Origin of the sequence: Bradyrhizobium sp., assembly GCF_016219575.1 — a bacterium.
Taxonomy (GTDB): Bacteria; Pseudomonadota; Alphaproteobacteria; order Rhizobiales; family Xanthobacteraceae; genus Bradyrhizobium.
Genome location: NZ_JACRMG010000013.1, coordinates 124,909 through 147,245 on the forward strand (window position 1 = coordinate 124,909; position 22,337 = coordinate 147,245).

A 22,337-nucleotide genomic window follows, 5' to 3' on the forward strand; every position below is an offset into this window, starting at 1 on the left:
TCCATGCCCCTTCGCCACCTTGCCGGCGCCGCCGCGCTCATCCTGTCCGCCCTCGCCTCCAGCGCGATCGTCAGCGCCGAACCATTGCGCGATGTCGATGCTCCGTTCGAGGTCGCCGCCGCACAGACCACCGCGCCGAACTTTGTCGGCATCACCAACTGGTTCAATTCCCCGCCGCTCGATATCGCCAGTCTGCGCGGCAAGGTCGTGCTGGTTGATTTCTGGACCTATGGCTGCGTCAACTGCGTCAACACGCTGCCGCATGTCACCGCGCTCTACGAAAAATACAGGGATCGCGGCCTTGTCGTGGTCGGCATCCATACCCCCGAATTTCCGTTCGAACGCTCGGCCGGCAATGTGAAGTCCGCCCTGACGCGGCACGGCATCACCTATCCGGTGGCGCAGGACAACGATTCCAAGACCTGGAATGCCTACCGCAACCAGTATTGGCCCGCGCAATACATCGTCGACCAGAACGGCAAGATCGTCTTCCAGCACGCCGGCGAAGGCCAGTACGAGCAGATCGAACGCACCATTGCAGGGTTGCTCGGCGCCAATAGCTGACGGCGCTCCGCCATGGCGCGTCTGTGACTTGACGCGACGGGGCCGGTCGTGATGTTTGCCGCTGACCATGGACGCTGCGGCAAAGGCGGATGAAGTTCGGCTGCGCAAGGGCTCCTCGCTCAGGGAGAGGCTGGTCCGGGCGGGCTCCGGCACCGTGGTGTTGCTGCTTCTCGTCCCGGGCCTGCTGACCTGGGCCTCGGGCGGCCCGCCGCTGGCGGCTGCGTTGTGGGCCGCACCGCTCGGGCTGTTCCTGGTCGGCGTTGCCGTGCTCGAGCGCAATGTGGCCTGGATCATCACGCCGGACGGCATCCTGATCGGCGAGCAGCGTCCGCTCGGGCAGGTCCGCAAGCGGCTGATCGACAATCGCGACATCGCCGATATCCGCGTCCGCAAGAACAGGTTCAGCTATCCTGCGAGTTTCAGCCTCGCATGCCGGCTGGCGTCGGGGGAGATCCTGGTCTCGCCATCGCTGCCGGACATCACGCGCGTCAACGAAATCAACGCGAGGGTCGCGCGATTGCTCGGCCTCCCCGATGCCGCGCCCGTCGACAACCCGCTCGACGCCATGAACGCCGAGATCACCCTCGGCTCGCCAGCCAGCGCCGATTTCGGTCGTGCGCTTCGAATGGCCGTGCCGGTTCTGGCCGGCCTGTGGATTCTGTTGTTCCTCTTCGCATTCCGGATTGGCGAGTCGGAGCTGGCGCTTGGATTGCTCCTGCCGCTTGGTTTGCTCGCTGCCTTCGCACTCTACCGCTACTCCCACCGGCTCTCCGGCGCGTTCTGGATCATTCGACATGGCGAGATCCGCATCGAACGGATCGCGTTGAACGGCCAGCCCTCCGCCGACACGATCAGGGCAAATGACGTCGCAGCGATCGAGGTCGACAAGCCCGATCGCGAGCACCGGACCTGCACAATCAGCATCCGGTTGCACACGGGCAAGATTTTCCGCAGCCCGAAAAAGTACGACGAACACGGCGCGCGTGCCGTGCGCGCCGAAATCATTCGGCGCCTGAATCTTCCGCCGGACGCCGGAACAGCCGCCCGATAGCGGGCCTCTGCTGCAAAAGGCGCGGTGTTGCTGTCGCATCCGGCGTGATAGGTTGATGCCGGAAGCAATGATGGGTGGTCGGCGATGTTCGAAGGCTGGGACGCCGTAGTACTCGCGCGGGCGCAATTCGCCTTCACGATGTCGTTCCACATCATCTTTCCCGCCTTCTCGATCGGCCTTGCCAGCTACCTCGCGGTGCTGGAGGCGCTCTGGCTGTGGACCGGGCGCGAGGTGTTCATCAATCTCTTCAATTACTGGCTGAAAATCTTCGCGGTCGCCTTCGGCATGGGCGTGGTGTCGGGCATCGTGATGTCCTACCAGTTCGGCACCAACTGGTCGGTCTTTGCCGACAAGACCGGCCCGGTGATCGGCCCGTTGATGGCCTATGAGGTGCTGACCGCCTTCTTCCTCGAGGCGGGTTTCCTCGGCGTCATGCTGTTCGGCCTCGAGCGTGTCGGGCACCGGCTGCATTTCATGGCAACCTTGATGGTTGCAATCGGCACGCTGATCTCGGCGTTCTGGATCCTCTCCGCCAATTCCTGGATGCAGACGCCGACGGGCCACACCGTGAATGCGGCCGGGCAGTTCATCGCCGCCGACTGGCTGGAGCTGATCTTCAACCCGTCCTTCCCCTACCGCCTCGTGCACATGGTGCTGGCCGCCTATCTGACCACTGCTTTCGCGATCGGCGCGGTCGGTGCGTTTCACCTGCTGCGCGATCCGCACCAGGCCGGCGCACGCGTGATGTTTTCCATGGCGATGTGGATGGCGACGATCGTCGCACCGATCCAGATCGTCGCCGGCGACCAGCACGGGCTCAACACGCTGGAGCACCAGCCGGTGAAGATCATGGCGATGGAAGGCCATTTCGAGAGCCACAAGGACGGCGCGCCGCTGTATCTGTTCGGCTGGCCCGACCAGGCCGAGGGAAAACTGAAATACGCGGTTGGAATTCCCAAGCTCGGTTCGCTGATCCTGAAGCATTCGCCGGATGCCCCGATGGCCGGACTGGATACCGTGCCGCGCGAAAACTGGCCGCCGGTGTTCATCGCCTTCTGGTCGTTCCGCATCATGGTCGGCATGGGCGTACTGATGGCGGGGCTCGGGCTCGTCAGCCTGTGGATGCGCATGCGCGGCCGGCTCTACGACTCCCGCCTGCTGCACGTCTGCTCGGTGGCGATGGCGCCGGCCGGCTTCATCGCCGTGCTCGCCGGCTGGGTCACGACGGAAGTCGGGCGGCAGCCGTTCACGGTGTACGGGCTGCTGCGCACGGCGGATTCGGCTTCGCCGCTCGCGGCGCCGGCGGTGGCGTCCTCGCTGATCGCCTTCATCATCGTCTATTTCGCCGTCTTCACCGCCGGCGTGGTCTATATCCTGCGCCTGATGGCTCAGCCGCCGCGGCATGGCGAACATGGCCCGACCAAGGAGGCCGCTGCCGGCATCGCGCTGGGGGCCGGCACCGTTCCGGGAGCGATCCGATGAGTATCGCCGTCGATCTCGCCACCGTCTGGGCCTTCATCATCGCGTTCGCGGTGTTCGTCTATGTGGTGATGGATGGTTTCGATCTCGGGCTCGGCATCCTCTTTCCGTTGTTTCCGAAGAAGGCGGATCGCGACGTCATCATGAACAGCGTGGCGCCGGTGTGGGATGGCAACGAGACCTGGCTGGTGCTCGGCGGCGGCGGCATGATGGCGGCGTTTCCGCTGGCCTATGCCGTGCTGATGCCGGCGCTGTACACGCCCATGATCGCGATGCTGCTCGGTCTCGTGTTCCGCGGCGTCGCCTTCGAATTCCGCTGGCGCATCACCGGCGAACGCAACAAATGGGACACGGCCTTTGCCGGCGGATCGCTGCTGGCGACGCTGGCGCAGGGCATTGCGCTCGGCGCCATCCTGCAGGGCATCCATGTCGAGGGACGGCACTACGCCGGCGGCTGGTGGGACTGGCTGACGCCGTTCAGCCTCTTGACCGGCGTTTCGCTCGTCATCGGCTACGCGCTGCTCGGCGCCACCTGGCTGGTGATGAAAACGGAGGGCGAACTGCGCGACCGCGCCTACGGCCTGTCCTGGGCGCTGCTGTTCGCCATGCTGGGCGCGATCGGCGCCGTCAGCATCGCGACGCCCTTCCTGCATGTGCACTACACCCAGCGCTGGTTCGCCTGGCCCAACGTCCTCCTCACCGCGCCGGTGCCGATTGCGGTTGCCGCCTTCACCGTGCTGCTGCTGCGCGCGCTGGCGCGGAAATACGACTATCAGCCGTTCTTCCTCACGCTTTCGCTGTTCGCGCTGTCCTATGCCGGGCTCGGCATCAGCATGTATCCCTATATCGTGCCGCAGAGCATCACGATCTGGCAGGCGGCCTCGCCCGAGAACAGCCAGATCTTCATGCTGTTCGGCGTCGCCGTGCTGATCCCGCTGATCCTCGCCTATACCGCATGGACCTATTACGTATTCCGCGGCAAGGTTCAGGCCGGAAGCGGATATCATTGATGCAGGTCAAGCCATCGCAACGCCCGCTGGCGCAGCGTTTGCTGTGGTTCGCAGCCCTCTGGCTCGGCGGCGTCGGCACGGTTGCGCTGGTCTCGTTTGCATTGAAACTCTGGATCGCCCCGAAATGACGGCGTTGCGACGCGAATCCCTGAAAATTCATGGCATTCCAATGGCCTGACCGCATATTCGCCCTAAACTTGCCATCAAGTCGGCCCTGAGATTTGATGGTTCCAAAGCGCGGAATGATTTGCCGGCGCGCCCACCGAGGAGAGCTTTTGATGACGACTTTCCGCCACCTGACCTGGATGTTGATTGCAGCCTTCGGTCTCGTGTTTTCCAGCACGCAAAGCCATGCCCAGAAGCGCCCCGATGCCGACGAACCCGGCCTGGTCGCCGACGACGGCTATGAACTCGAGCCGCAGTTCAAGAAGCAGGTGGTTTACTACCGCACCACCGAAGCGCCCGGCACGATCATCGTCGTGACCGCCGAGCGTCACCTCTATCTCGTGCAGGGCAACGGCCGCGCCATCCGTTACGGCATCGGCGTCGGCCGCGAGGGCTTTCAGTGGCAGGGCCTGGTGAACATCACCCGCAAGGCGGAATGGCCGGACTGGACCCCGCCGCCGGAGATGATCCAGCGCCAGCCCTATCTGCCGCGCTTCATGGCCGGCGGCCCCGGCAACCCGCTCGGCGCGCGGGCGATGTATCTCGGCACCACCGTCTACCGCATCCACGGCACCAACCGCCCGGATACGATCGGCACCGCCGTTTCCTCCGGCTGCTTCCGCCTCGTCAATGCCGACGTGTCCGACCTCTATGAGCGCGTGCCCGTCGGCACCAAGGTCGTCATCCGGCAGAAGCCCGAGCTGTAACGGCGCGGGCTCCCCTTCGCCTGATCATTTCCCAAAAGTTCTTGTGAGAGAAAAATGATGCGCACATTCCGGGGCGGCCTGCTGATCGGGCTCGCGGTCGCAGTCCTCGTCGCCATTGCCGCTATCGTCTACGAATTCTACGATACGCGAACCCTGAAACGGACCGTGCGCCGCGGCGAGGTGCTGTGCGGCGTCAATGCCGGCCTGCCCGGCTTCTCGATCCCCGACGACAAGGGCAACTGGACCGGCTTCGACGTCGATTTCTGCCGCGCGGTGGCGGCCGCCATCTTCAACGATCCGAAGAAGATCAAGTTCGTGCCGCTCGACGCCAGCGAGCGCTTCACCGAGCTGCAGAAGCGCAAGGTCGACATCCTTTCGCGCAACTCCACCTGGAGCATGGCGCGCGAGACCACATACGACCTGTATTTCCCCGCGGTCGCCTATTACGACGGCCAGGGCTTCATGCTGCCGGGCTCGCGCAAGATCGACTCCGCGCTCGATCTCAACGGCAGCAAGGTCTGCGTGCAGTCGAACACGACGACGGCGCTCAATCTCGCCGACTACTTCCGCGCCAACAACATCAAGTATGAAGAGATCAAGCTGCCCAAGCTGGACGACGTCGTGAAGTCCTACAGCGAAGGCAAGTGCGACACCCTCACCGCCGACGTGTCCCAGCTCTATGCACTGCGGCTCAACATGGCCAAGCCCGGCGACCACGTCATCCTGCCCGACGTCATCTCCAAGGAGCCCCTTGCGCCCGTGGTGCGGCAGCGCGACGACGACTGGATGATGATCGTGAAGTGGACGCTCTACGCGATGATCAACGCCGAGGAGCTCGGCATCACCTCCAAGAACGTCGACGAGGCGCTGAAGTCGAAGAAGCCGGACGTGATGCGGCTGGTCGGCACCGAGGGCAATTATGGCGAGCAGCTCGGCCTGCCCAGGGACTGGGCCGTGCGCATCATCCGCCATGTCGGCAATTACGGCGAAATCTACGACCGCAATGTCGGCAGCGAATCCAAGCTGCAGATTCCGCGCGGGTTGAACCAGCTCTGGAGCGCCGGCGGCATCCAGTACGCGCCGCCGATCAGATAGGCGTCAGCGCAAGTCCTCCCTGCTCCGTCATGCCCGGGCTTGTCCCGGGCATCCACGTTCTGAGCCACGAATGAAGACGTGGATGGCCGGGACAAGCCCGGCCATGACGATTATTGCAAATCACGAACTCCGTCATTTCCCCTCATCCTGAGGAGCGGCGCGTGCGCCGCGTCTCGAAGGATGTAGGCCCGTCAATGGCCTCATGGTTCGAGACGGCGCTGACGCGCCTCCTCACCATGAGGGGAAGGATCAATAACTCCGCGCCCGCGCCAGCTGGTCGGCGTGGAAATTGGCGTCGCCGAACAGCTCCTCACAGACCCGCGCGCGCTTCATGAAGAAGCCGATGTCGAACTGGTCGGTCATGCCCATGCCGCCATGCATCTGCACGCCTTCCTGCACCGCGCGCGTCGCCGTGGTGCCGGCCTTGGCCTTGGCCACTGCCACGGCCGACCCCGCCTTCTCGATGTCGGCATCGAGCGCCTGCAACGCTTTCATCACGGCGGCGCGGGAAATCTCGATGTCGACATAGAGCTCGGCGGCACGGTGCTGCAGCGCCTGGAATTCGCCGATCAGCTTGCCGAACTGCTTGCGCTCCTTGAGATAGGTGACCGTGCGGCCGAACACCTCCTCGCTCAGGCCGACCATCTCGGAGGCGACCGCGCCGCGGCCGATATTGAGCAGGTTTTCCAGCAGCCCCCCGCCGGAATCGACCTCGCCGAGCACATGATCGGCGTCGATCTCGACATTGTCGAACTCGATGCGCGCGGCATTGTGCGCATCCACCATGATGGTGCGCTCGGTCGCAACGCCTTTTGCCCTGGGATTGACCAGGAACAGCGTGATGCCCCTGGCCTCGCCGGCCGAGCCGCCGGTGCGGGCCGCAACGATCAGGAGATCGGCGGTGTGGCCGTCGACGACGAGGGCCTTGGCGCCCTTGAGCCTGAAGCCGTTGCCGGCGCGGGTTGCCTGCATCGCCGTCTGCAGCGGGCGATGCTTGGCACCTTCGTCGACCGCGAGCGCCGCCAGCAGCGAGCCGGCGGAAACCTTCGGCAGGTATTCCGCCTTCTGCGCTGCGCTGCCGCCGCGGGTCAGCGCCGATGCCGCCAGCACGCCGGTCGAAAGAAACGGCGACGGCATCAAGGTGCGGCCGATCTCCTCCATGACGACGCCGGCCTCGACGCAGCCAAGCCCGCTGCCGCCGAACTCTTCCGGCACCAGCAGGCCGGAAAAACCCATCTCGGCAAAGGATTTCCAGAGATCGCGCGAAAAGCCGGTGGCATCCTTGCTGTCGCGCAGCTGTCGCAGATGTGACACCGGCGCCTTGTCGCTGATGAGGCCGCGCGCGCTGTCGCGCAGCATGGATTGTTCTTCGGTGAGGACGAGGGCCATGGATGAGGTGCTTCCGGTTACGTGCTTCGCTTGATTGAATTCGTCATTCCGGGGCGCTCGCATCAGCGAGCGAACCCGGAATCTCGAGGTTCCGGGTTCGCCGCTTCGCGCCGCCCCGGAACGACGGTGAGAGGTCCTACGCCCCCGGCAGATCGAGGATGCGCTTGGCGACGATGCCGAGCATCACCTCCGAGGTGCCGCCCTCGATCGAGTTGGCCTTGGTGCGCAGCCAGGCGCGCGGGCGGGCGCCGCCGCGGGAACGCTCGCTTTCCCACTCCAGCGCGTCGATGCCGCCGGCCGACATCAGGATTTCGTGGCGGCGCTTGTTGAGCTCGGTGCCGTAATATTTCATCGCCGAGGAAAACGCCGGATGCGATTGCCCGGCCTTCACCAGGTCGACCGCGCGCTCGGCGACCGCCGCGAACGCGGCTTCGTCGACTTCGAAACTGGCGATCTTGCTGCGCAGCACCGCATCGTCGAGCCGGCCGGCCCCGTCGCTGCCGACCGAATCGGCGGCGACCTGACCGAGCGGACGGCCGATGCCACGCTGGCCGGTGTCGGAGATCATCGCGCGCTCGTGCTGCAGCAGATATTTCGCGACGTCCCAGCCGCGATTGACGGTGCCGACCACATGCGACTTCGGCACCCGCACGTTGTCGAAGAAGGTTTCGCAGAACGGCGAATAGCCCGAGATCAACAGGATCGGCTTGGTCGACACGCCCTTCGAGGCCATATCGAACAGGATGAAGCTGATTCCGTCATGCTTCTTTGCCGCGGGATCGGTGCGCACCAGGCAGAAGATCCAGTCGGCGTAATTCGCGTAGGACGTCCAGATCTTCTGGCCGTTGATGATGAAATCGTCGCCGTCGCCCTCGGCGCGGGTCTGCAGCGAGGCGAGGTCGGAGCCGGCATTCGGCTCGGAATAGCCCTGGCACCAGCGGATCAGTCCGGCCGCGATCTTCGGCAGATGCTCCTTCTTCTGCGCCTCGTTGCCGAACTTGAGCAGCGCCGGCCCCAGCATCCAGATGCCGAAGCTCGACAGCGGCGACCGCGCGCCGATCCTGGCCATCTCCTCGCGCAGCACCTTGTGCTCGGCGCCGTCGAGGCCGCCGCCGCCATATTCCCTCGGCCAGTCCGGCACGGTCCAGCCCTTGTCCCGCATGCGCTCGAACCAGACGCGCTGTGCTTCCGAGGCGAACTTGGTGTTGCGGCCGCCCCAGAACACGTCGGCGTCGGACGTTGCGGGCTTGCGCATCTCCGGCGGGCAATTCGCCTCCAGCCAGGCGCGGGTCTCATTGCGGAATTGTTCGAGATCGGACATCGGCGTTTCCATCTGAATTGAACGGTTGCAATCGACCATAGTAGCGGCATCGCGGAATTCAATATCCCGGCGGGCTCGGCATGCATTGCGCACGGTGGCCATGCCTTGCGAACGGGTGTATTCGCAAAAGGCGATAACGATTGAAAAACAAGAGGAAACGGTCATGCGGCTGAAGTTGCTTTCGCCAGGCGAAATGAGCGAGGCGCAAAAAGAAACCTACGACGAGTCGATCGCGGGCAAGCGCGGCGCCCCGCCGGCCCCGATGATGGCCTGGCTCAACAGCCCGGAAATGGCCAGGCATGCCACGCGGCTGGGCGAGGTGATGCGCTTCAACACGATCTTCCCGGCGAAACTCTCGGAGATCGCAATCCTCGTTACCGCCCGGCACTGGACCGCCCATTACGAATGGTACGCCCACAAGCGCCTCGCGCTGAAGGGCGGCATGGACCCCAGGATCATCGAGGACATCCGCGACCGCCGCACGCCCGTCTTCGATGATCCCGAGGGCAGGATGATCTACGACCTCGCGAAGTCGCTGCATGAAGGCCATGGCGTGGCGCAGGGGCTGTATGACGAGGCGGTCAAGGTGCTGACCGAGCGCGGCGTGGTCGAGGTGATCGGCCTCTGCGGCTATTACACGCTGGTGTCGATGACGCTGAACACCTTCGAGTTCGGCCTGCCGGAAGGGGAAGTGTCCGAGCTGGCGTGAGGTGCGTTTTTTGGAAACCATGCGTTTCGTGGCAGGGCATTACCTCACCTCCGGCTTCTGCCTAGATAGGTTCAAGCCAACCGGAGAACCGCCATGTCACAAAATCCACCAGTCGCCGCCGGCGCGCGGATCGGGCATGTGCATCTGAAAGTCGCCGATCTCGACCGCGCGCTAGGCTTCTATTGCGGCGTGCTCGGCTTCGAGCTGCAGCAGCGCATGGGCTCCGGCGCCGCTTTCATCTCAGCCGGCGGCTATCACCACCACATCGGGCTCAACACCTGGGAGAGCAAGGGCGGCCGTCCGCCGCCGCCCGGCACGACGGGGCTGTTCCACACCGCAATTCTCTATCCGACCCGGCCCGCGCTCGCCGATGCCTTGCATCGGGTGATATCGGCCGGCATCCAGCTCGATGGCGCCAGCGACCACGGCGTCAGCGAAGCGCTTTACTTGCGCGATCCCGACGAGAACGGCGTCGAGCTCTATTGGGACAAGCCCGGGGAGCGATGGCCGCGCACCGCCGATGGCAAGCTCGCGATGTTCACGAACCGGCTGGACCTCGACGATCTGCTGCGCGCCCGCGGATCATGATCAGCACCGCCGCGGTCAGCTCCACGCCGATGCAGGCGTAGAACGGCAACGCGTAGCTGCCGGAGAGATCGCGGAGCAGGCCGACCACGCCGGGGCCGAACGCGTAGGTGACCTGGTTGACCGCCGTGATCAGGCTGACCAGCACGCCGAACGAGCGCCGATCGAATTCGCGCTGCACGATCAGCGCCGGCAGCGTGATCAGATTGCCGACGGAGAAGCCGAACAGCGCGCAGGCCGCGATCAGCGCGACATCGTTGCGCACATTGATGACGATGGCCAACGCCACCGCCTGGCTGACGAAGGAGAGCGACGAGGCCAGCCGCTGGTTCATGCGATCGATCACGAAGGAAAACAGCACGCGGCCGACCACCGCCATCGCCGTCAACAGCGCCACCGCAAACGCCGCCCGCTCGCGTCCGATCACGCCGTCAAGGAAGGTGATGAGGTGGACGATGAAGCCGACCTGCGCGAACAGCACCAGCGCAAATGCAATGGAGACCGAAAGGAAGGCCATGTCGCGGAACGCTTTGGCGCGTATCTGCGTCGGCGACGGCGCATCTATTGCGGCAGCGACTGCCATGTGCGCCAGCACCGGCGGCCTGCCGACGAAGATCAGGATCACCGGCACCATCAGCGCCACCATCGCGATCGCCGCCACCGTCATCGCGCCGGGGAAGCCGAAATAGCCGATACCGGCGATCAGCAGCGGTACGCCGACGATGCCGCCGAAACTGGCGCCGTTCAGCGCGAGGCTGATCGCCATGCCGCGCTTCTTGTCGAACCACAGACCCAGCGTGTTGGTGATGATGCCGAGGCTGGTGCCGGCCCAGCCGCAGGCAAGCACCGCATTGGCGAGGTAGAGCTGCCAGGGCTCGCGCACCTGCCCGATGGCGACGCCGGCCGCCGCCATGGCAAAGGTGCCGGCGATCAGGCAATTGCGCGGACCGAACGCCTTGATGGCTTCGGCCACGAAGGCGACCAGCAGTGCGCCGAACAAATAGAAGAACGTCGTGCCTGACGAGATCAGGGACGTCGGCCAGCCGCGCAGCCGGTGCAGTTCGGCGACATAAACGCTCTGGCCGTAGAAGCCGAGGCCCCAGCCGAAGGTCGCGAGCAGGAAGCAGACCACCACGATGCGCCAGCCGTCGTAGCGGATCGAGTTCTCCGGAACAGGCCTGTAGCTGGAAGCGTCCATATTGTTCTTGTTCTCTGCCCGCAACCGGATGTCCACCCGCTTTACCGCCACTTGCTCCACCGTCATGGCCGGGCATAGCCGTCCGAAGGACGGCGTCGCTTCGCTCGCCTATGCCCGGCCATCCACGTCGTCGGCTTTGCGGCAAGAAAGACGTGGATGCCCGGGACGAGCCCGGGCATGACGATAAACTAGCAGGCTCGCGAGGCCATCAATTCGACCGCCGCCGAACTGTCAGCAGTTGGCATCAGACAGCCCGTCAGATGCTCGGTTCCGGGAACTCGTCGACCTCGCGCAACTTCGCCCGCCGCTTTGCAAAGGAGGCGAAGCAAAGCACGGCGAGCCCCAGCAGCACCGGCGGGAATACCACCAGGTTGACGGCGTCCCAGCCGTAACGGGCGAGCAGCTGGCCGGAGGCGAACGAGCCGATCGCCATCATCCCGAACACCAGGAAATCGTTGAAGGCCTGCACCTTGTTGCGCTCGGCCGGCCGATGCGTCTCCAGCACCAGCGCCGAGGCGCCGACGAACGCGAAATTCCAGCCCACCCCGAGCACGATCAGCGTCGCCCAGAAATGCGGCGCGGTGATGCCGGACAGGCCGATGCCCGCAGCAGCCGCTTCCAGCACCAGGCCGAGCGCGACGATGCGCGGCGCGCCGAAGCGGGAGATCAGCGAGCCCGTGAAGAAACTCGGCCCGTACATCGCCACGATGTGCCACTGAATGCCGTAATTGGAATCGCTGACCGTCAGCCCGCACATCTGCATCGCGAGCGGCGCCGAGGTCATCACCAGGTTCATCATGGGATAGGCGACGACGCCGCACAAAGCGGCGGCGATGAAGCGCGGCTGCCGCGCAATCGCAAGCAGCGGACGGCCGCCATGCAGGTCGGCTGCCGCGGGCTTCGGCGCATCGACGCCGGCCAGCACCACCATCGCCACCAGCGCAACGGCTGCCTGCACCACGAAGCTGAAGGCGAACAGATAGGGCGGCCAGACGTCCATGGTCCATTGCACGAGCTGCGGCCCGAGCACGCCGGCGAACACGCCGCCCGCCATCACCCACGACACGGCTTTCGGCCGGAACGCGGCGCTGGCGCCGTCGGCGGCGGCAAAGCGATAGGATTGCGCGACCGCGCCGTACAGACCGCCGAGAAAGGTCGCCAGGCAAAACAGCCAGAATTCACCGCGCAGGATCGCGATCGCGCCGAGCGCGCCGGTGAGAATTCCGCATCCGGTGCCGATGAAAAAGGCGACGCGACGGCCATAGGCGCGCGAGATCCAGCCGGTCGGCAACGTGCCGCTCGCCATGCCCAGCACGTACATCGACAGAGGCACGGTCGCGAGCGACACGCTTGGCGCCAGCGTCGCGCCGACGATCGAGCCGGTGGCGAAGATGACGGCGGAATTGGCGCCGGTCAGCGCCTGCGCCGCGGCCAGCCGCACGACATTGCCGCGCGCCCGCGCGTCGTCGGCCGTCTCGTCGGTGGCTGTCACGTCGATCATCGGCATCCCGCCTGAAAAGACCCCGGCGGGGCCTCTTGCGGGCGGGACTATGGCGAGCGCGCGCGCGGCAATCAACCGCCGCGAACGGGCGCGCGCCATGCAGGGTGCGCACATTGGACACCACACACGCAAGCGCATAAACAATGCCGGCCGGGCGCAGTGACCGGCACGAATGAATGCGCGGAAATTTGACCATGCCGATCGACGACCGGCCGACGCTGACGGCGCCCGACGACGATCCCTGGCTCTGGCTGGAGGACATCGAGGGCGTCCGCGCACTCGAATTCGTCGAGCAACAGAATCGCCGCACGCTGGAGCAATTCGGCAATGCGCAGTTTGCCGCCGACCGCGACGCGCTGGCCGCGATCTACGATCGTCCCGACAACATCCCCTTCGTCACCCGGCGCGGCGGGCTGCTGTACAATCTCTGGAAGGACGCCGGCAATCCGCGCGGCATCTGGCGGCGGACCACGCTTGAGTCCTTCCGCAGGCAAAATCCCGACTGGGAAGTGTTGCTGGACATCGACCGGCTCGCCCGCGACGAGGACGCCGACTGGCTGCTCAACTGGACCAGCACCCGGCCCGGCAATGATCCAAGGGCGATCGTCAGCCTCTCGCGCGGCGGCAGCGACGCGGTCACGCTGCGCGAATTCGACATGGCAAGCAGGACCTTCGTCGCGGACGGCTTTGTCCTGCCGGAAGCCAAGAGCAGCGCCGCCTGGTTCGACTCCGATACGCAGGTGCTGTCCAGCGCGCTCGGCGAGGGCATGTCGACGACGTCAGGCTATGCGCGAACCGTGCGGCTGTGGCGGCGCGGCCAGCCCGTGGCGGAAACAGACGTCATCTTCGAGGCCGCAGCCGATCACATGGGTGTCTGGTGCGACGTCGACCTCACGGCCGGCGCGCCGCGCATCTGGTTCGTCGACCGCCTGGATTTCTTCAACATGAACCTCTGGCTCGGCGATACGACCGGCGCAAAGCAAGAGCTCGACCTGCCGACCGACATCTGGATGAACGCCCATGGCGACTGGCTTGCGGTCAAGCTGCGCAGCGCATGGACGGTCGGGGGCACGGCTTATGCGCCCGACAGCGTGCTCGGGATTTCGCTGTCGGCTTTCCTGGCGGGAAATCGCGATTTCACCCTCGTGTTCGAGCCTGGCCCGCGCCGATCGCTGCAGGGCCTGTTCTGGAATCACGGCAAGCTCGTGCTGCCGGTTCTCGACGAGCTGAAACCGCTGTTCGAAATCTGCACGCCGTCGGCCGGCGGATGGACGCGGGAGAGACTGCAGGGCCTTCCGGCCATCGGCGTCATCGACGTCTGGAATTTCGACCGGCACGAATCCGAGAGCAATGGCGACCTGCTCGCCAATGTCCAGGATCCCCTGACGCCGCCCTCGCTGATGCTGATCGAGGAAGTCGGGAGTCCGATGCTGCTGAAGCAAGCGCCGAAAACATTCACCGCCGACGGCCTCGTCGTCACCCAGCATGAGGCGGTGTCGATTGACGGCGAGCGCATTCCCTATGTGCAGACCGGTCCCGCCGGCAAGACCGGCGATGCGCCGGTCCATATGAGCGCCTATGGCGGGTTCGGCATCACGGTCAGGCCGCTTTACAACTCCGCTCTCGGCAAGCTCTGGCTGGAGCGCGGCGGCACCACGGTGCAGGCCAATCTGCGCGGCGGCGGCGAGTTCGGCACGCCCTGGCACGACGCCGGCCGCTATGCGGGCAAGCGCCTGGCGCATGACGACTTCGCCGCGGTCGCAGCCGATCTCGTCCGCCGCGGCGTCACCCGGCCGGAGAGGATCGCCGCCGAGGGCGGATCGAACGGCGGCATCCTGATCTCCAACATGCTGACGCGCTATCCCCTGCACTTCGGCGCGCTGCTCTGCACGATTCCCCTGATCGACATGCGCCGTTACACAAAGCTGCTCGCGGGCGCGAGCTGGATCGCGGAATACGGCGATCCCGACAAGCCCGAGGAGTGGGCATGGCTGCAGACCTACTCCGCCTATCACGCCGCGGAGCCCGGGCAGAAATACCCGCCGATCCTGCTTGCGACCACGCGGCGCGACGATCGCGTCCACCCCGGTCATGCGCGCAAGATGGCGGCCAAGCTGCAGGCAATGGGCTACGAGGCGTACTTCTATGAGCCGGCCGCAGGCGGCCACGGCTATGGCAAGGACAACAAGGAGCGGGCGACCTTCATCGCCCTTGGCCTGAATTTCCTGCGGGAGAAGATCGGCTGGCAAATCGCCGACGCATGAACCTTTTCCGGATCACGCTCTACCGGCGCTCGAACATCAGGATCAGATTGTTGGCGGGCATCTCGAACGTTTCGGCCAGTCTGAAGCCAACGCCTTCGGCGAGCTTCGTGACGTCGCCGACGTCGCGCACGCCCCATTCCGGATCCTGCGAGCGCAGGCTGGTGTCGAACACGGCATTGCTGATCGCGGTATGCCGTCCGTCGCGCTTGAAGGGGCCATAGAGGAACAGCCGCCCGTCCTCGCGCAGATGGCGCGCGGCACCCGCGACCAGTCCCTCTGCCACGCGCCACGGCGCGATGTGGATGACATTGGCACAAAACATCGCGAGCAGCTTTCCGGGAGCGCCGCCATCGACGGCTGCGACCGACCAGGCGGGATCGGAGAGATCGATCCGCTGCGGCGGGCGGACGTTGGGCAAGCCGGCCGCCGCGCGCCAGGCCGCGATGCTTTTCAGGTGCGCCTCACTGAGATCGCTCGGCCACCAGGTGATGTCGGGATTTTGCCTGGCGAAATACACCACATGCTGACCGGTGCCGCTGCCGGCCTCGAGCACGTCGCCGGACTGGCCGGCAAGGAACTTTTCCAGCACCGTCCAGATCGCCTGGTGGTTGCGGTGGAACGCCGGCGCGTCGAGCCGGCCATCCGGCTCGGCCGGCCGGCCATCCCGGCCGAATTCGGTGACATATTGCGTCAAATGGTTCTCCTGCCTCGCTTTAACCCGTCGCGTGGCGCAGGAGAAGGGCCGGAGTTGCGTTCGCCCGCGATGTGATAGGGTCGGAAATCAAAGTCCTGTGGTGAACGCCATGATCTTCCGCCAACTGTTCGACAGCGTCTCCGGCACCTACAGCTATCTGCTCGCCAGCCGTCACGGCGGCGAGGCGCTGATTCTCGATCCCGTGCTGGAAAAGGCCGACCGCTACTGCCAGCTGCTGCGCGAGCTCGACCTCAAGCTGGTCAAGGCGGTGGACACCCATCTGCACGCCGATCACGTCACCTGCCTCGGCGAGCTGCGCGACCGCACCCACTGCATCACCATCATGGGCGAGCAGAGCAAGGCCGACGTGGTGTCGATGCGCGTGTCCGACGGCGACAAGGTGACCATCGAGGGCCTCACCCTCGACGTCATGTACACACCCGGCCACACCGACGATTCCTACAGCTTCCTGATGGGCGACCGCGTCTTCACCGGCGACACGCTCCTGATCCGCGGCACCGGCCGCACCGATTTCCAGAACGGCTCTTCGCGGGCGCAGTACGATTCGATCTTCAACCGCCTGCTGAAACTGCCCGACGAGACGCTGGTGTACCCGGCGCACGACTACAAGGGCGACACCGTCTCCACCATCGGCGAGGAGAAGCGCTACAACCCGCGCCTGCAGGTGAAGTCGGTCGAGGAATATATCGAGCTGATGGCCAACCTGAAGCTGCCGAATCCGAAGTTGATGGATGTGGCGGTGCCCGCCAACATGCAGGTCGGGCTGCACCAGGACGAGCTCGCCAGGGAGGGCCTGTCGATGACGGCGCGCGATGCGATTGCGAGCCTCGGCCGGCCGGAAATCCTGCTGGTGGATCTGCGCGAGACCGGCGAGCGCAACAAGCACGGCACGCTGGCCGGTGCGCTGCACGCGCCCTATGGCGGCATCGAGGAAAGCCTCAAGCCCGGCGGCATGCTGCGCGAGGTGGCGGCCGCCACCGGCCGCCGCATCGTGTTCTTCTGCGCGTTCGGCGAGCGCTCGGCGATGGCGGTGAAAGCCGCCAAGCAAGCCGGGCTTTCCAATACCGCCCATATCGAGGGCGGCATGGACGCCTGGAAGAAGGCCGGCGGCCCGGTTCAGCACGCTTGAGCGGTCCTGCTACTTCGCCACCCGCTTCAATTCGGCGGCGAGCGCATCCAGCGCGTCCGCAAGCCACACGCCGCCGCATTCCGTCATCCGCTCGGGAATGACGATGCGCTTCGACCGCGGATAGAAGCGCTCCAGCGCCGGATGCAGCAGGAAGGCGCGGCCGTCGTCCTCGGCGCGATCGCCGGCGTCGGAGACCACGAGGAAATCCGGCCGCAGCCTGATGATCTCCTCCATCGAGACAAAACCGCCGAAGCCGATGCCGAGTTCGCCGGCAGCGCTGACGAGGCCCGCCTCGGCGAGAATCGCGCCGACAAAGGAATCGCGGCCCGGCACCCAGCCGCGGCGCGACAATGGCAGCATGCGGAAGTGCTTTCCGGCGGCGGCCTGCCTGGCGCCGGCAATCGCCGCATCCAGCCGGTCGATTTCGGCGCTGGCGCGTTCGGGGTGCCCGGCGAGATCGCCCATCTGGCGGATCTGCTCGCGCACATCGGCGAGCGTACGCGGGACCGGGAATTCGACGAGGTTCTGGCCGTGCGCCTTGAGGATTTCCCGGGTCGAGCGCTTGTCGAAATCGCTGGCGGCGACGACATCGGGCTTCAGCATCAGGATGTCTTCGGCGCCGCCGGAGAGAATCGGATATTTGCGCGCCTCCGCGCCGGCCCATAGCCGCGAGTCGCGGGAGAAGCGGGAGAGCCCCACGATCTGCGCGGGATCGGCGATGGCGAGCAGCATCTGATCGGTACAGATGTTCATCGAGACGATGCGCGGCGCGGCGGAGGCGCTGACGGGCAGCGCCAGCACCGCAACAACCATCGCATGCGTCAGCCCACGGCGCATCAGACATCCGCCCATGGCACGATCACGGCCTCGTCTTGATATTCGGCGCGGAAGGCACTGATGCGGAACACCTCGCGCAACACCTGCTCGGACAGCGCGTCAGCTGGAACGCCCTGCGACACCAGGCGCCCCGCCGACAGCACCAGGACGTGATCGGCAAAGCGCGCGGCGAGCCCAAGGTCGTGCGTCACGACAATGACCAGCACGCCGCTATCGGCCGCGGTGCGCAGGCTCTTCATCACGTCGATCTGGTGGCGCGGGTCGAGCGAGGCGATCGGCTCGTCGGCGAGGATGACCGGCGCCTCCACGGCGAGCACGCGCGCCAGCGCGACCCGGCTGCGTTCGCCGCCGGAGAGTTCGGTGACGCGGCGGTCGGCGAATTCGACGACGTCCGCCGCCTGCATCGCGCGTGATACGGCGTCGATGTCTTTCGGCGTCATCTGCGCGGGATCGGTCACCCCGTGCGGAAAGCGGCCGAGCGCGACGATGTCCCGCGCCGGCAGCGGCCAGTGCACGACATGGCCCTGCGGCAGATAGGCAAAACGCCTGGCCCGCTCGCGCAGCGGCAGCGACGACAAGGCGTCGCCGCGGATGTGAACCGCGCCAGTGGAGGGCACGAGCCCGGCCAGCGCACGCAGCAGCGTGGTCTTGCCCGCGCCGTTGGGGCCGACCAGCGCCACGAGATGGGCCGGCGACAACGACAGCGACACGTCGCTCAGCACGGCACGGCCCGCAAGCGTCACGCCGAGATTCTGCGTCGTGAGCAGCGTCATGCCACGCCTCCGCCGAGTGCACGGCGCTCGCGCCGGATCAGATAGAGGAAGAACGGCACGCCGATAATCGAGGTCAAGACGCCGACCTTGATGTCGGAGGTCGAGGGAATGATGCGTACGGCAATGTCGGCGGCGAGCAGCAGCGCGGCTCCCGCCAGCGCGCTCGGCAGCAACAGCCGCGCCGGATCGTGGCCGATCAACGGGCGCATCAGATGCGGGGCAACGAGGCCGATGAAGCCGATGGTGCCGGTCACCGCGACGGCGCCGCCGACTCCGAGCGCGACGCCCAAAATCACCACCAGCCGCAGCCGCGCGACGTCGACGCCGAGGCTTTGCGCGGTCTCTTCCCCCAGGCTCAGCGCCCGAAAGGCGCTGCGTTGGCTGAACAGGATGACACCGCCGAGCACGATGAAAGGCAACGCCAGCGCGACGTGCTGGAAGCTGCGGTCCTCGAGCGAGCCGAGCAGCCAGAAGGCGATCTCCAGCACGACGAACGGATTTGGCGAGAGGTTCATCACCAGCGCGGTGGCCGCGCCAGCAAGAGCCGAGATCGCAAGGCCGGCGAGGATGAGGATCAGCAGGCCCGCATTGCGGCCGGCAATGGTGAGCAGCGCGAACACCGAGGCGAAGGCCGCAGTGATCGCCGCGATCGGCAGCGCCCAGGAGCGCACGTCGGCGAGCCCCAGCGCGATCACCGCTACCGCGCCGAAGGCCGCCGATTGCGGCGCGCCGAACAGCGAGGGCGAGGCGAGCGGATTGCGCAGCAGGCCCTGCAGCGCAGCGCCGGACAGGCCGAGGATCGCGCCGATGCAAAGGCCGAGAATCATTCGCGGCAGGCGGATTTCGCGCACGATCACCTGCGCCACGTCGCTGCCGCCGCCGAACAGCGCCTGCGCCACCGTGATCGGCGACAGCCGCACCGCGCCTGTCCCGAGCGAGATCAGCGCCAGCAGCACGACGAGTGCGGACATCGCCAGCGTCACGCCGATGCGGCGGCGCGCGGCGGTCTCGGTTGCGATCGCAAGACTCTCAACGCTCATCCATCGACCTGTGGCAAGAATGACGCATCCGGGAAAAAGCTATTCGCAATGATTGGTCCCGGGCACAAGTCGCCGCGAACAAAAAGCGTACCGGGTCCCGGCGCCAATTGACTCCCCTTCCGGCGCAATCCTAGATGAATGTGACGGTTCCCCGTTTGGGGATCAAAAGGGAATGCGGTGCGGGGAGGAATCCCCAACGCCGTGGCTGCCCCCGCAACTGTAAGCGGTGAATCCTTCGTCATATGCCACTGGGAAATCTCGGTCCTGGGAAGGCGATGAAGGGTAACGACCCGCGAGCCAGGAGACCTGCCGTCAGCCGTGGTCACACGCGAAGATGTCGGTCGGGGAGTACAGACATTAGCTTCGCCAAAGCTTGTTAGAGCGATGGTGGGCCCTGGTTCGCTGTGACGTGCCACTGACGTCATACCGAGGTCCGAACCATGTCTTCCGCCATCACAGCCGCAAAGCGGCATCGCGCGGTCTTTCTTGCCACCATTTTTCTCACCCTCAACGCGCCGCTCGCGAACGCGCAGAATGTTGCCTCCACCGAACTGCCGCCGGTCGCGGTCAGCCCGCCGACCGATCAGAACAAGACCCGCGCTCGTCCCCTGACCGACGAGAGCGGCGGCACGCCGCGCCCGGTCCGCACCACCGCGCCTTCGCGCGGCACCGGAACGGGAGCGTCCGACGGCACCAGCGCGGGTACCGGCAGCGGCGGCACCGGCGTCCGCCAGTTCAACGGCATCGTCGGCACCTCTTCCACCGTGATCACGGCGGAGGACATCGCGCATTCGCCGTCGAACAATTTGCCCGACATCCTTGCGCAGGTGCCCGGCGTGCAGCTCACCTCGCTGTATGGCAGCGCCGTCAATGGCGTGAAAACCGCCGTCGATCTGCGCGGCTTCGGCGCCTTCGCCACCTCCAACACGCTGATCCTGCTCAACGGCCGCCGGCTCAACGACGTCGACATGGCGCAGGTCGACCTGTCGACCATTCCGCTCAACTCGATCGAGCGCATCGAGATCACCCGCGGCAACTCCGGCGCGGTACTCTATGGCGACAACGCGGTCGGCGGCGTGATCAACATCGTCACCAAGAGCGGCGTCGGCGGTCCACCCGTGGCGATCCGCGGCGAGGCCGGGGCCGGCTCGTTCAACACGCGCCTGGCCAACGTCTCGGCCTCGACCAATCACGGGCCGTGGTCGACGTCGTTCTACGGCAATGCCATCAAGTCGAACGGCTATCGCGACAACAACGCCCTGGACCAGAAGAACGGCGTCGGCAACATCAACTACACGACGCCCGACTTCAAGGCCTTCCTCACGGTGACCGGCGACGACCAGAAGCTCGGCTTCCCCGGTGGACGCCTGGTCGATCCCTCGATCGGCCTCAACGAGCTCGTCACCAACCGCAGGGGCGCCGCGACGCCGTTCGATTACGGCAACCAGCAGGGCAAGAGCGCTACAGCAGGCTTTACCAAGACGATCATCGAAGGCGTCGACCTGATCGTCGACGGCGGGGTGAGAAACAAGAAGGGTCAAGCCGGATTTTTCGGCTCGGGAGCATTTGCATCGCCGCTGCCCAGCTTTTCCTCGACCTATGTCGACGCCGACCTGACGACATGGTCGATCACCCCGCGCCTCAGCGTCAGGAACATGTTGTTCGGGATGCCGTCGCAGATCCTGACCGGCATCGACTATTACGATGCGAGCTTCAGCCAGAGCCGCGGGGCGTTCAAAGGGCTTCCCGCGGACCACATCTACGATCTGTCGCAACAGACGCTGGCCGGCTACTGGCAGCAGACCATCGGCCTGTTGCCGACCACCGACTTCTCCTATGGCGCCAGGATTCAGAACACCCACCTGAACGCGCGGGACCGCTACGACCCCACGGCGCCCGGCTGCGCCATGTTCTTCAATTGCGGCGCTCAAGCCTTCCCGCTGGACAGCAACGAAGTACAATACGCGCTGCATGTCGGCGTCGAGCATCGCTTCAACAACGTGTTCTCGATGTTCGGTCGCGCCGCGCGCGCCTTCCGCACGCCCAACGTCGAGGAGCGCGTCGCTTCCGGCCCGGCCTTCGATGCCTTCTTCAATCCCATCCCCGGTGACTTCAGGCTGAAGACCCAGACCTCGCACGACATCGAGGGCGGCTTCCGCATCAAGTCAGGCGGATTCCAGATGCAGACCAGCGTCTACAACATGGATCTGGAGAACGAGATCCATTTCATCCCGGCGCTGTTCTACAACGTCAACCTCGATCCGACCCGCCGCACCGGAATGGAGACCGCCGCGTCGTACCGGTTGAGCGACAGCCTGCTGGTGCGCGGTGGCTTTGCTTTCACCCGCGCCGTGTTCCGCGAGGGACAATTCGCCGGCCATGACGTGCCGCTGGTGTCGCCCTACACCGCCAGCGCCGGCGTCACCTGGAACATCTGGCAAAACTACCTCGTGCTGGATGCGACAGTGCGCGGCTGGGGTGCGCGCAACATGGACAACGACCAGAACAATACCCAGCGCAAGATCGGGGCGGATGCGACGGTCGATCTGAAGCTCTCCGGCGCGGTCGATCATTTCTTCTGGTCGTTCGCGGTCAACAACGCGCTCGACGCGCTCTATTACGACTATGCGATCGCGAGTTCGTTCACGCCGGGCCGCTTCTCGGCCTATCCGCTGCCTGGCCGCAGCTATCTCCTGAAGGCCGGCGTGACGTTCTGACGGCGCAAGCCGGTTCGGCCTTGCGCCGGGCCGACTTGTCCCCTTCCCGCGAGACGGTATGCTTCCCGGCCAAATGCCGGGAGAATGC

Annotated in this window: 20 protein-coding genes and 1 riboswitch; of the genes, 12 read left to right on the plus strand and 8 right to left on the minus strand. The window is 65.6% G+C overall.

All coding sequences use genetic code 11. From position 1 onward, the window contains the following. The first annotated feature begins 3 nt into the window (after positions 1 to 3). From HZB49_RS13325 to HZB49_RS13355, 7 genes are all read left to right on the plus strand, one after another. Positions 4 to 564, plus strand: coding sequence for a thioredoxin family protein (locus HZB49_RS13325; RefSeq protein WP_291612014.1), 561 nt, complete (start codon positions 4 to 6; stop codon positions 562 to 564). Between the two features lie 67 nt (positions 565 to 631). Continuing rightward, the gene (locus HZB49_RS13330; protein WP_291612016.1) at positions 632 to 1,615 is read left to right on the plus strand and encodes a hypothetical protein; all 984 of its coding nucleotides are present in this window, start codon (positions 632 to 634) and stop codon (positions 1,613 to 1,615) included. 84 nt (positions 1,616 to 1,699) lie between these two features. Then, the gene (locus tag HZB49_RS13335; RefSeq protein ID WP_291612019.1) at positions 1,700 to 3,097 is read left to right on the plus strand and encodes a cytochrome ubiquinol oxidase subunit I; all 1,398 of its coding nucleotides are present in this window, start codon (positions 1,700 to 1,702) and stop codon (positions 3,095 to 3,097) included. Beyond that, positions 3,094 to 4,104, plus strand: coding sequence for a cytochrome d ubiquinol oxidase subunit II (gene cydB / locus HZB49_RS13340; protein ID WP_291612021.1), 1,011 nt, complete (start codon positions 3,094 to 3,096; stop codon positions 4,102 to 4,104). Before HZB49_RS13335 ends, cydB begins: the two co-directional genes overlap by 4 nt. Then, positions 4,104 to 4,232: a DUF2474 domain-containing protein gene (locus HZB49_RS13345; RefSeq protein ID WP_291612023.1), complete on the plus strand. Its 129-nt coding sequence runs from the start codon at positions 4,104 to 4,106 to the stop codon at positions 4,230 to 4,232. The genes cydB and HZB49_RS13345 overlap by 1 nt, the downstream gene beginning before the upstream one ends. 150 nt (positions 4,233 to 4,382) lie before the next feature. After that, complete coding sequence (locus HZB49_RS13350; protein ID WP_291612025.1) at positions 4,383 to 4,976, plus strand: L,D-transpeptidase; 594 nt, start codon at positions 4,383 to 4,385, stop codon at positions 4,974 to 4,976. Positions 4,977 to 5,033: 57 nt separating this feature from the next. Further along, a complete protein-coding gene (locus HZB49_RS13355; protein WP_291612240.1) occupies positions 5,034 to 6,071 on the plus strand; it encodes an amino acid ABC transporter substrate-binding protein in 1,038 nt (345 codons plus the stop codon). A gap of 249 nt (positions 6,072 to 6,320) precedes the next feature. Here the strand turns inward: HZB49_RS13355 and HZB49_RS13360 are convergent, their stop codons facing one another. Together HZB49_RS13360 and HZB49_RS13365 are read right to left on the minus strand one after the other, a co-directional pair. After that, positions 6,321 to 7,460 carry an acyl-CoA dehydrogenase family protein gene (locus tag HZB49_RS13360; RefSeq protein WP_291612026.1) on the minus strand — a complete coding sequence of 380 codons (1,140 nt, stop codon included), beginning with the start codon at positions 7,458 to 7,460 and terminating at the stop codon, positions 6,321 to 6,323. A 136-nt stretch (positions 7,461 to 7,596) separates the two neighbouring features. Then, complete coding sequence (locus HZB49_RS13365; protein ID WP_291612028.1) at positions 7,597 to 8,781, minus strand: acyl-CoA dehydrogenase family protein; 1,185 nt, start codon at positions 8,779 to 8,781, stop codon at positions 7,597 to 7,599. Between the two features lie 163 nt (positions 8,782 to 8,944). On the opposite strand from HZB49_RS13365, the gene HZB49_RS13370 reads away from it, so the two are divergent. Then, positions 8,945 to 9,490: a carboxymuconolactone decarboxylase family protein gene (locus HZB49_RS13370; protein ID WP_291612031.1), complete on the plus strand. Its 546-nt coding sequence runs from the start codon at positions 8,945 to 8,947 to the stop codon at positions 9,488 to 9,490. Between the two features lie 93 nt (positions 9,491 to 9,583). After that, entirely contained in the window at positions 9,584 to 10,078 is a 495-nt protein-coding gene (locus HZB49_RS13375; protein WP_291612032.1) for a VOC family protein, read from the plus strand. Here the strand turns inward: HZB49_RS13375 and HZB49_RS13380 are convergent. Next, positions 10,029 to 11,273 (minus strand): MFS transporter, encoded by a 1,245-nt coding sequence (locus HZB49_RS13380; protein ID WP_291612242.1) that lies wholly within the window; start codon positions 11,271 to 11,273, stop codon positions 10,029 to 10,031. The genes HZB49_RS13375 and HZB49_RS13380 overlap by 50 nt on opposite strands. A 256-nt stretch (positions 11,274 to 11,529) precedes the next feature. Next, a complete protein-coding gene (locus HZB49_RS13385) occupies positions 11,530 to 12,774 on the minus strand; it encodes an MFS transporter (RefSeq protein WP_291612035.1) in 1,245 nt (414 codons plus the stop codon). Positions 12,775 to 12,968: 194 nt separating this feature from the next. Between HZB49_RS13385 and HZB49_RS13390 the strand changes: the two genes are divergently transcribed. Beyond that, positions 12,969 to 15,038, plus strand: a complete 2,070-nt coding sequence (locus HZB49_RS13390) for a prolyl oligopeptidase family serine peptidase (RefSeq protein ID WP_291612037.1) — start codon at positions 12,969 to 12,971, stop codon at positions 15,036 to 15,038. Positions 15,039 to 15,057: 19 nt separating this feature from the next. Here the strand turns inward: HZB49_RS13390 and HZB49_RS13395 are convergent, their stop codons facing one another. After that, entirely contained in the window at positions 15,058 to 15,732 is a 675-nt protein-coding gene (locus tag HZB49_RS13395) for a DUF938 domain-containing protein (protein WP_291612039.1), read from the minus strand. Positions 15,733 to 15,841: 109 nt separating this feature from the next. Between HZB49_RS13395 and HZB49_RS13400 the strand changes: the two genes are divergently transcribed. Continuing rightward, the gene (locus tag HZB49_RS13400; protein ID WP_291612041.1) at positions 15,842 to 16,882 is read left to right on the plus strand and encodes an MBL fold metallo-hydrolase; all 1,041 of its coding nucleotides are present in this window, start codon (positions 15,842 to 15,844) and stop codon (positions 16,880 to 16,882) included. 9 nt (positions 16,883 to 16,891) lie between these two features. Here HZB49_RS13400 and HZB49_RS13405 read toward each other — a convergent pair whose 3' ends face one another. From HZB49_RS13405 to HZB49_RS13415, 3 genes are read right to left on the minus strand one after another with little or no spacing between them, the layout of a single operon-like run. Continuing rightward, on the minus strand, positions 16,892 to 17,719 hold the full coding sequence (locus HZB49_RS13405) for an ABC transporter substrate-binding protein (protein WP_291612043.1): 828 nt from the start codon (positions 17,717 to 17,719) through the stop codon (positions 16,892 to 16,894). Beyond that, positions 17,719 to 18,492: an ABC transporter ATP-binding protein gene (locus HZB49_RS13410; RefSeq protein WP_291612045.1), complete on the minus strand. Its 774-nt coding sequence runs from the start codon at positions 18,490 to 18,492 to the stop codon at positions 17,719 to 17,721. The genes HZB49_RS13405 and HZB49_RS13410 overlap by 1 nt, the downstream gene beginning before the upstream one ends. Further along, on the minus strand, positions 18,489 to 19,532 hold the full coding sequence (locus tag HZB49_RS13415) for an iron ABC transporter permease (RefSeq protein WP_291612046.1): 1,044 nt from the start codon (positions 19,530 to 19,532) through the stop codon (positions 18,489 to 18,491). Before HZB49_RS13415 ends, HZB49_RS13410 begins: the two co-directional genes overlap by 4 nt. Positions 19,533 to 19,659: 127 nt before the next feature. Then, a riboswitch (cobalamin riboswitch) is annotated at positions 19,660 to 19,861 on the plus strand. Positions 19,862 to 19,972: 111 nt separating this feature from the next. Between HZB49_RS13415 and HZB49_RS13420 the strand changes: the two genes are divergently transcribed. Continuing rightward, a complete protein-coding gene (locus HZB49_RS13420) occupies positions 19,973 to 22,249 on the plus strand; it encodes a TonB-dependent receptor (RefSeq protein ID WP_291612048.1) in 2,277 nt (758 codons plus the stop codon). Positions 22,250 to 22,337 lie beyond the last annotated feature (88 nt).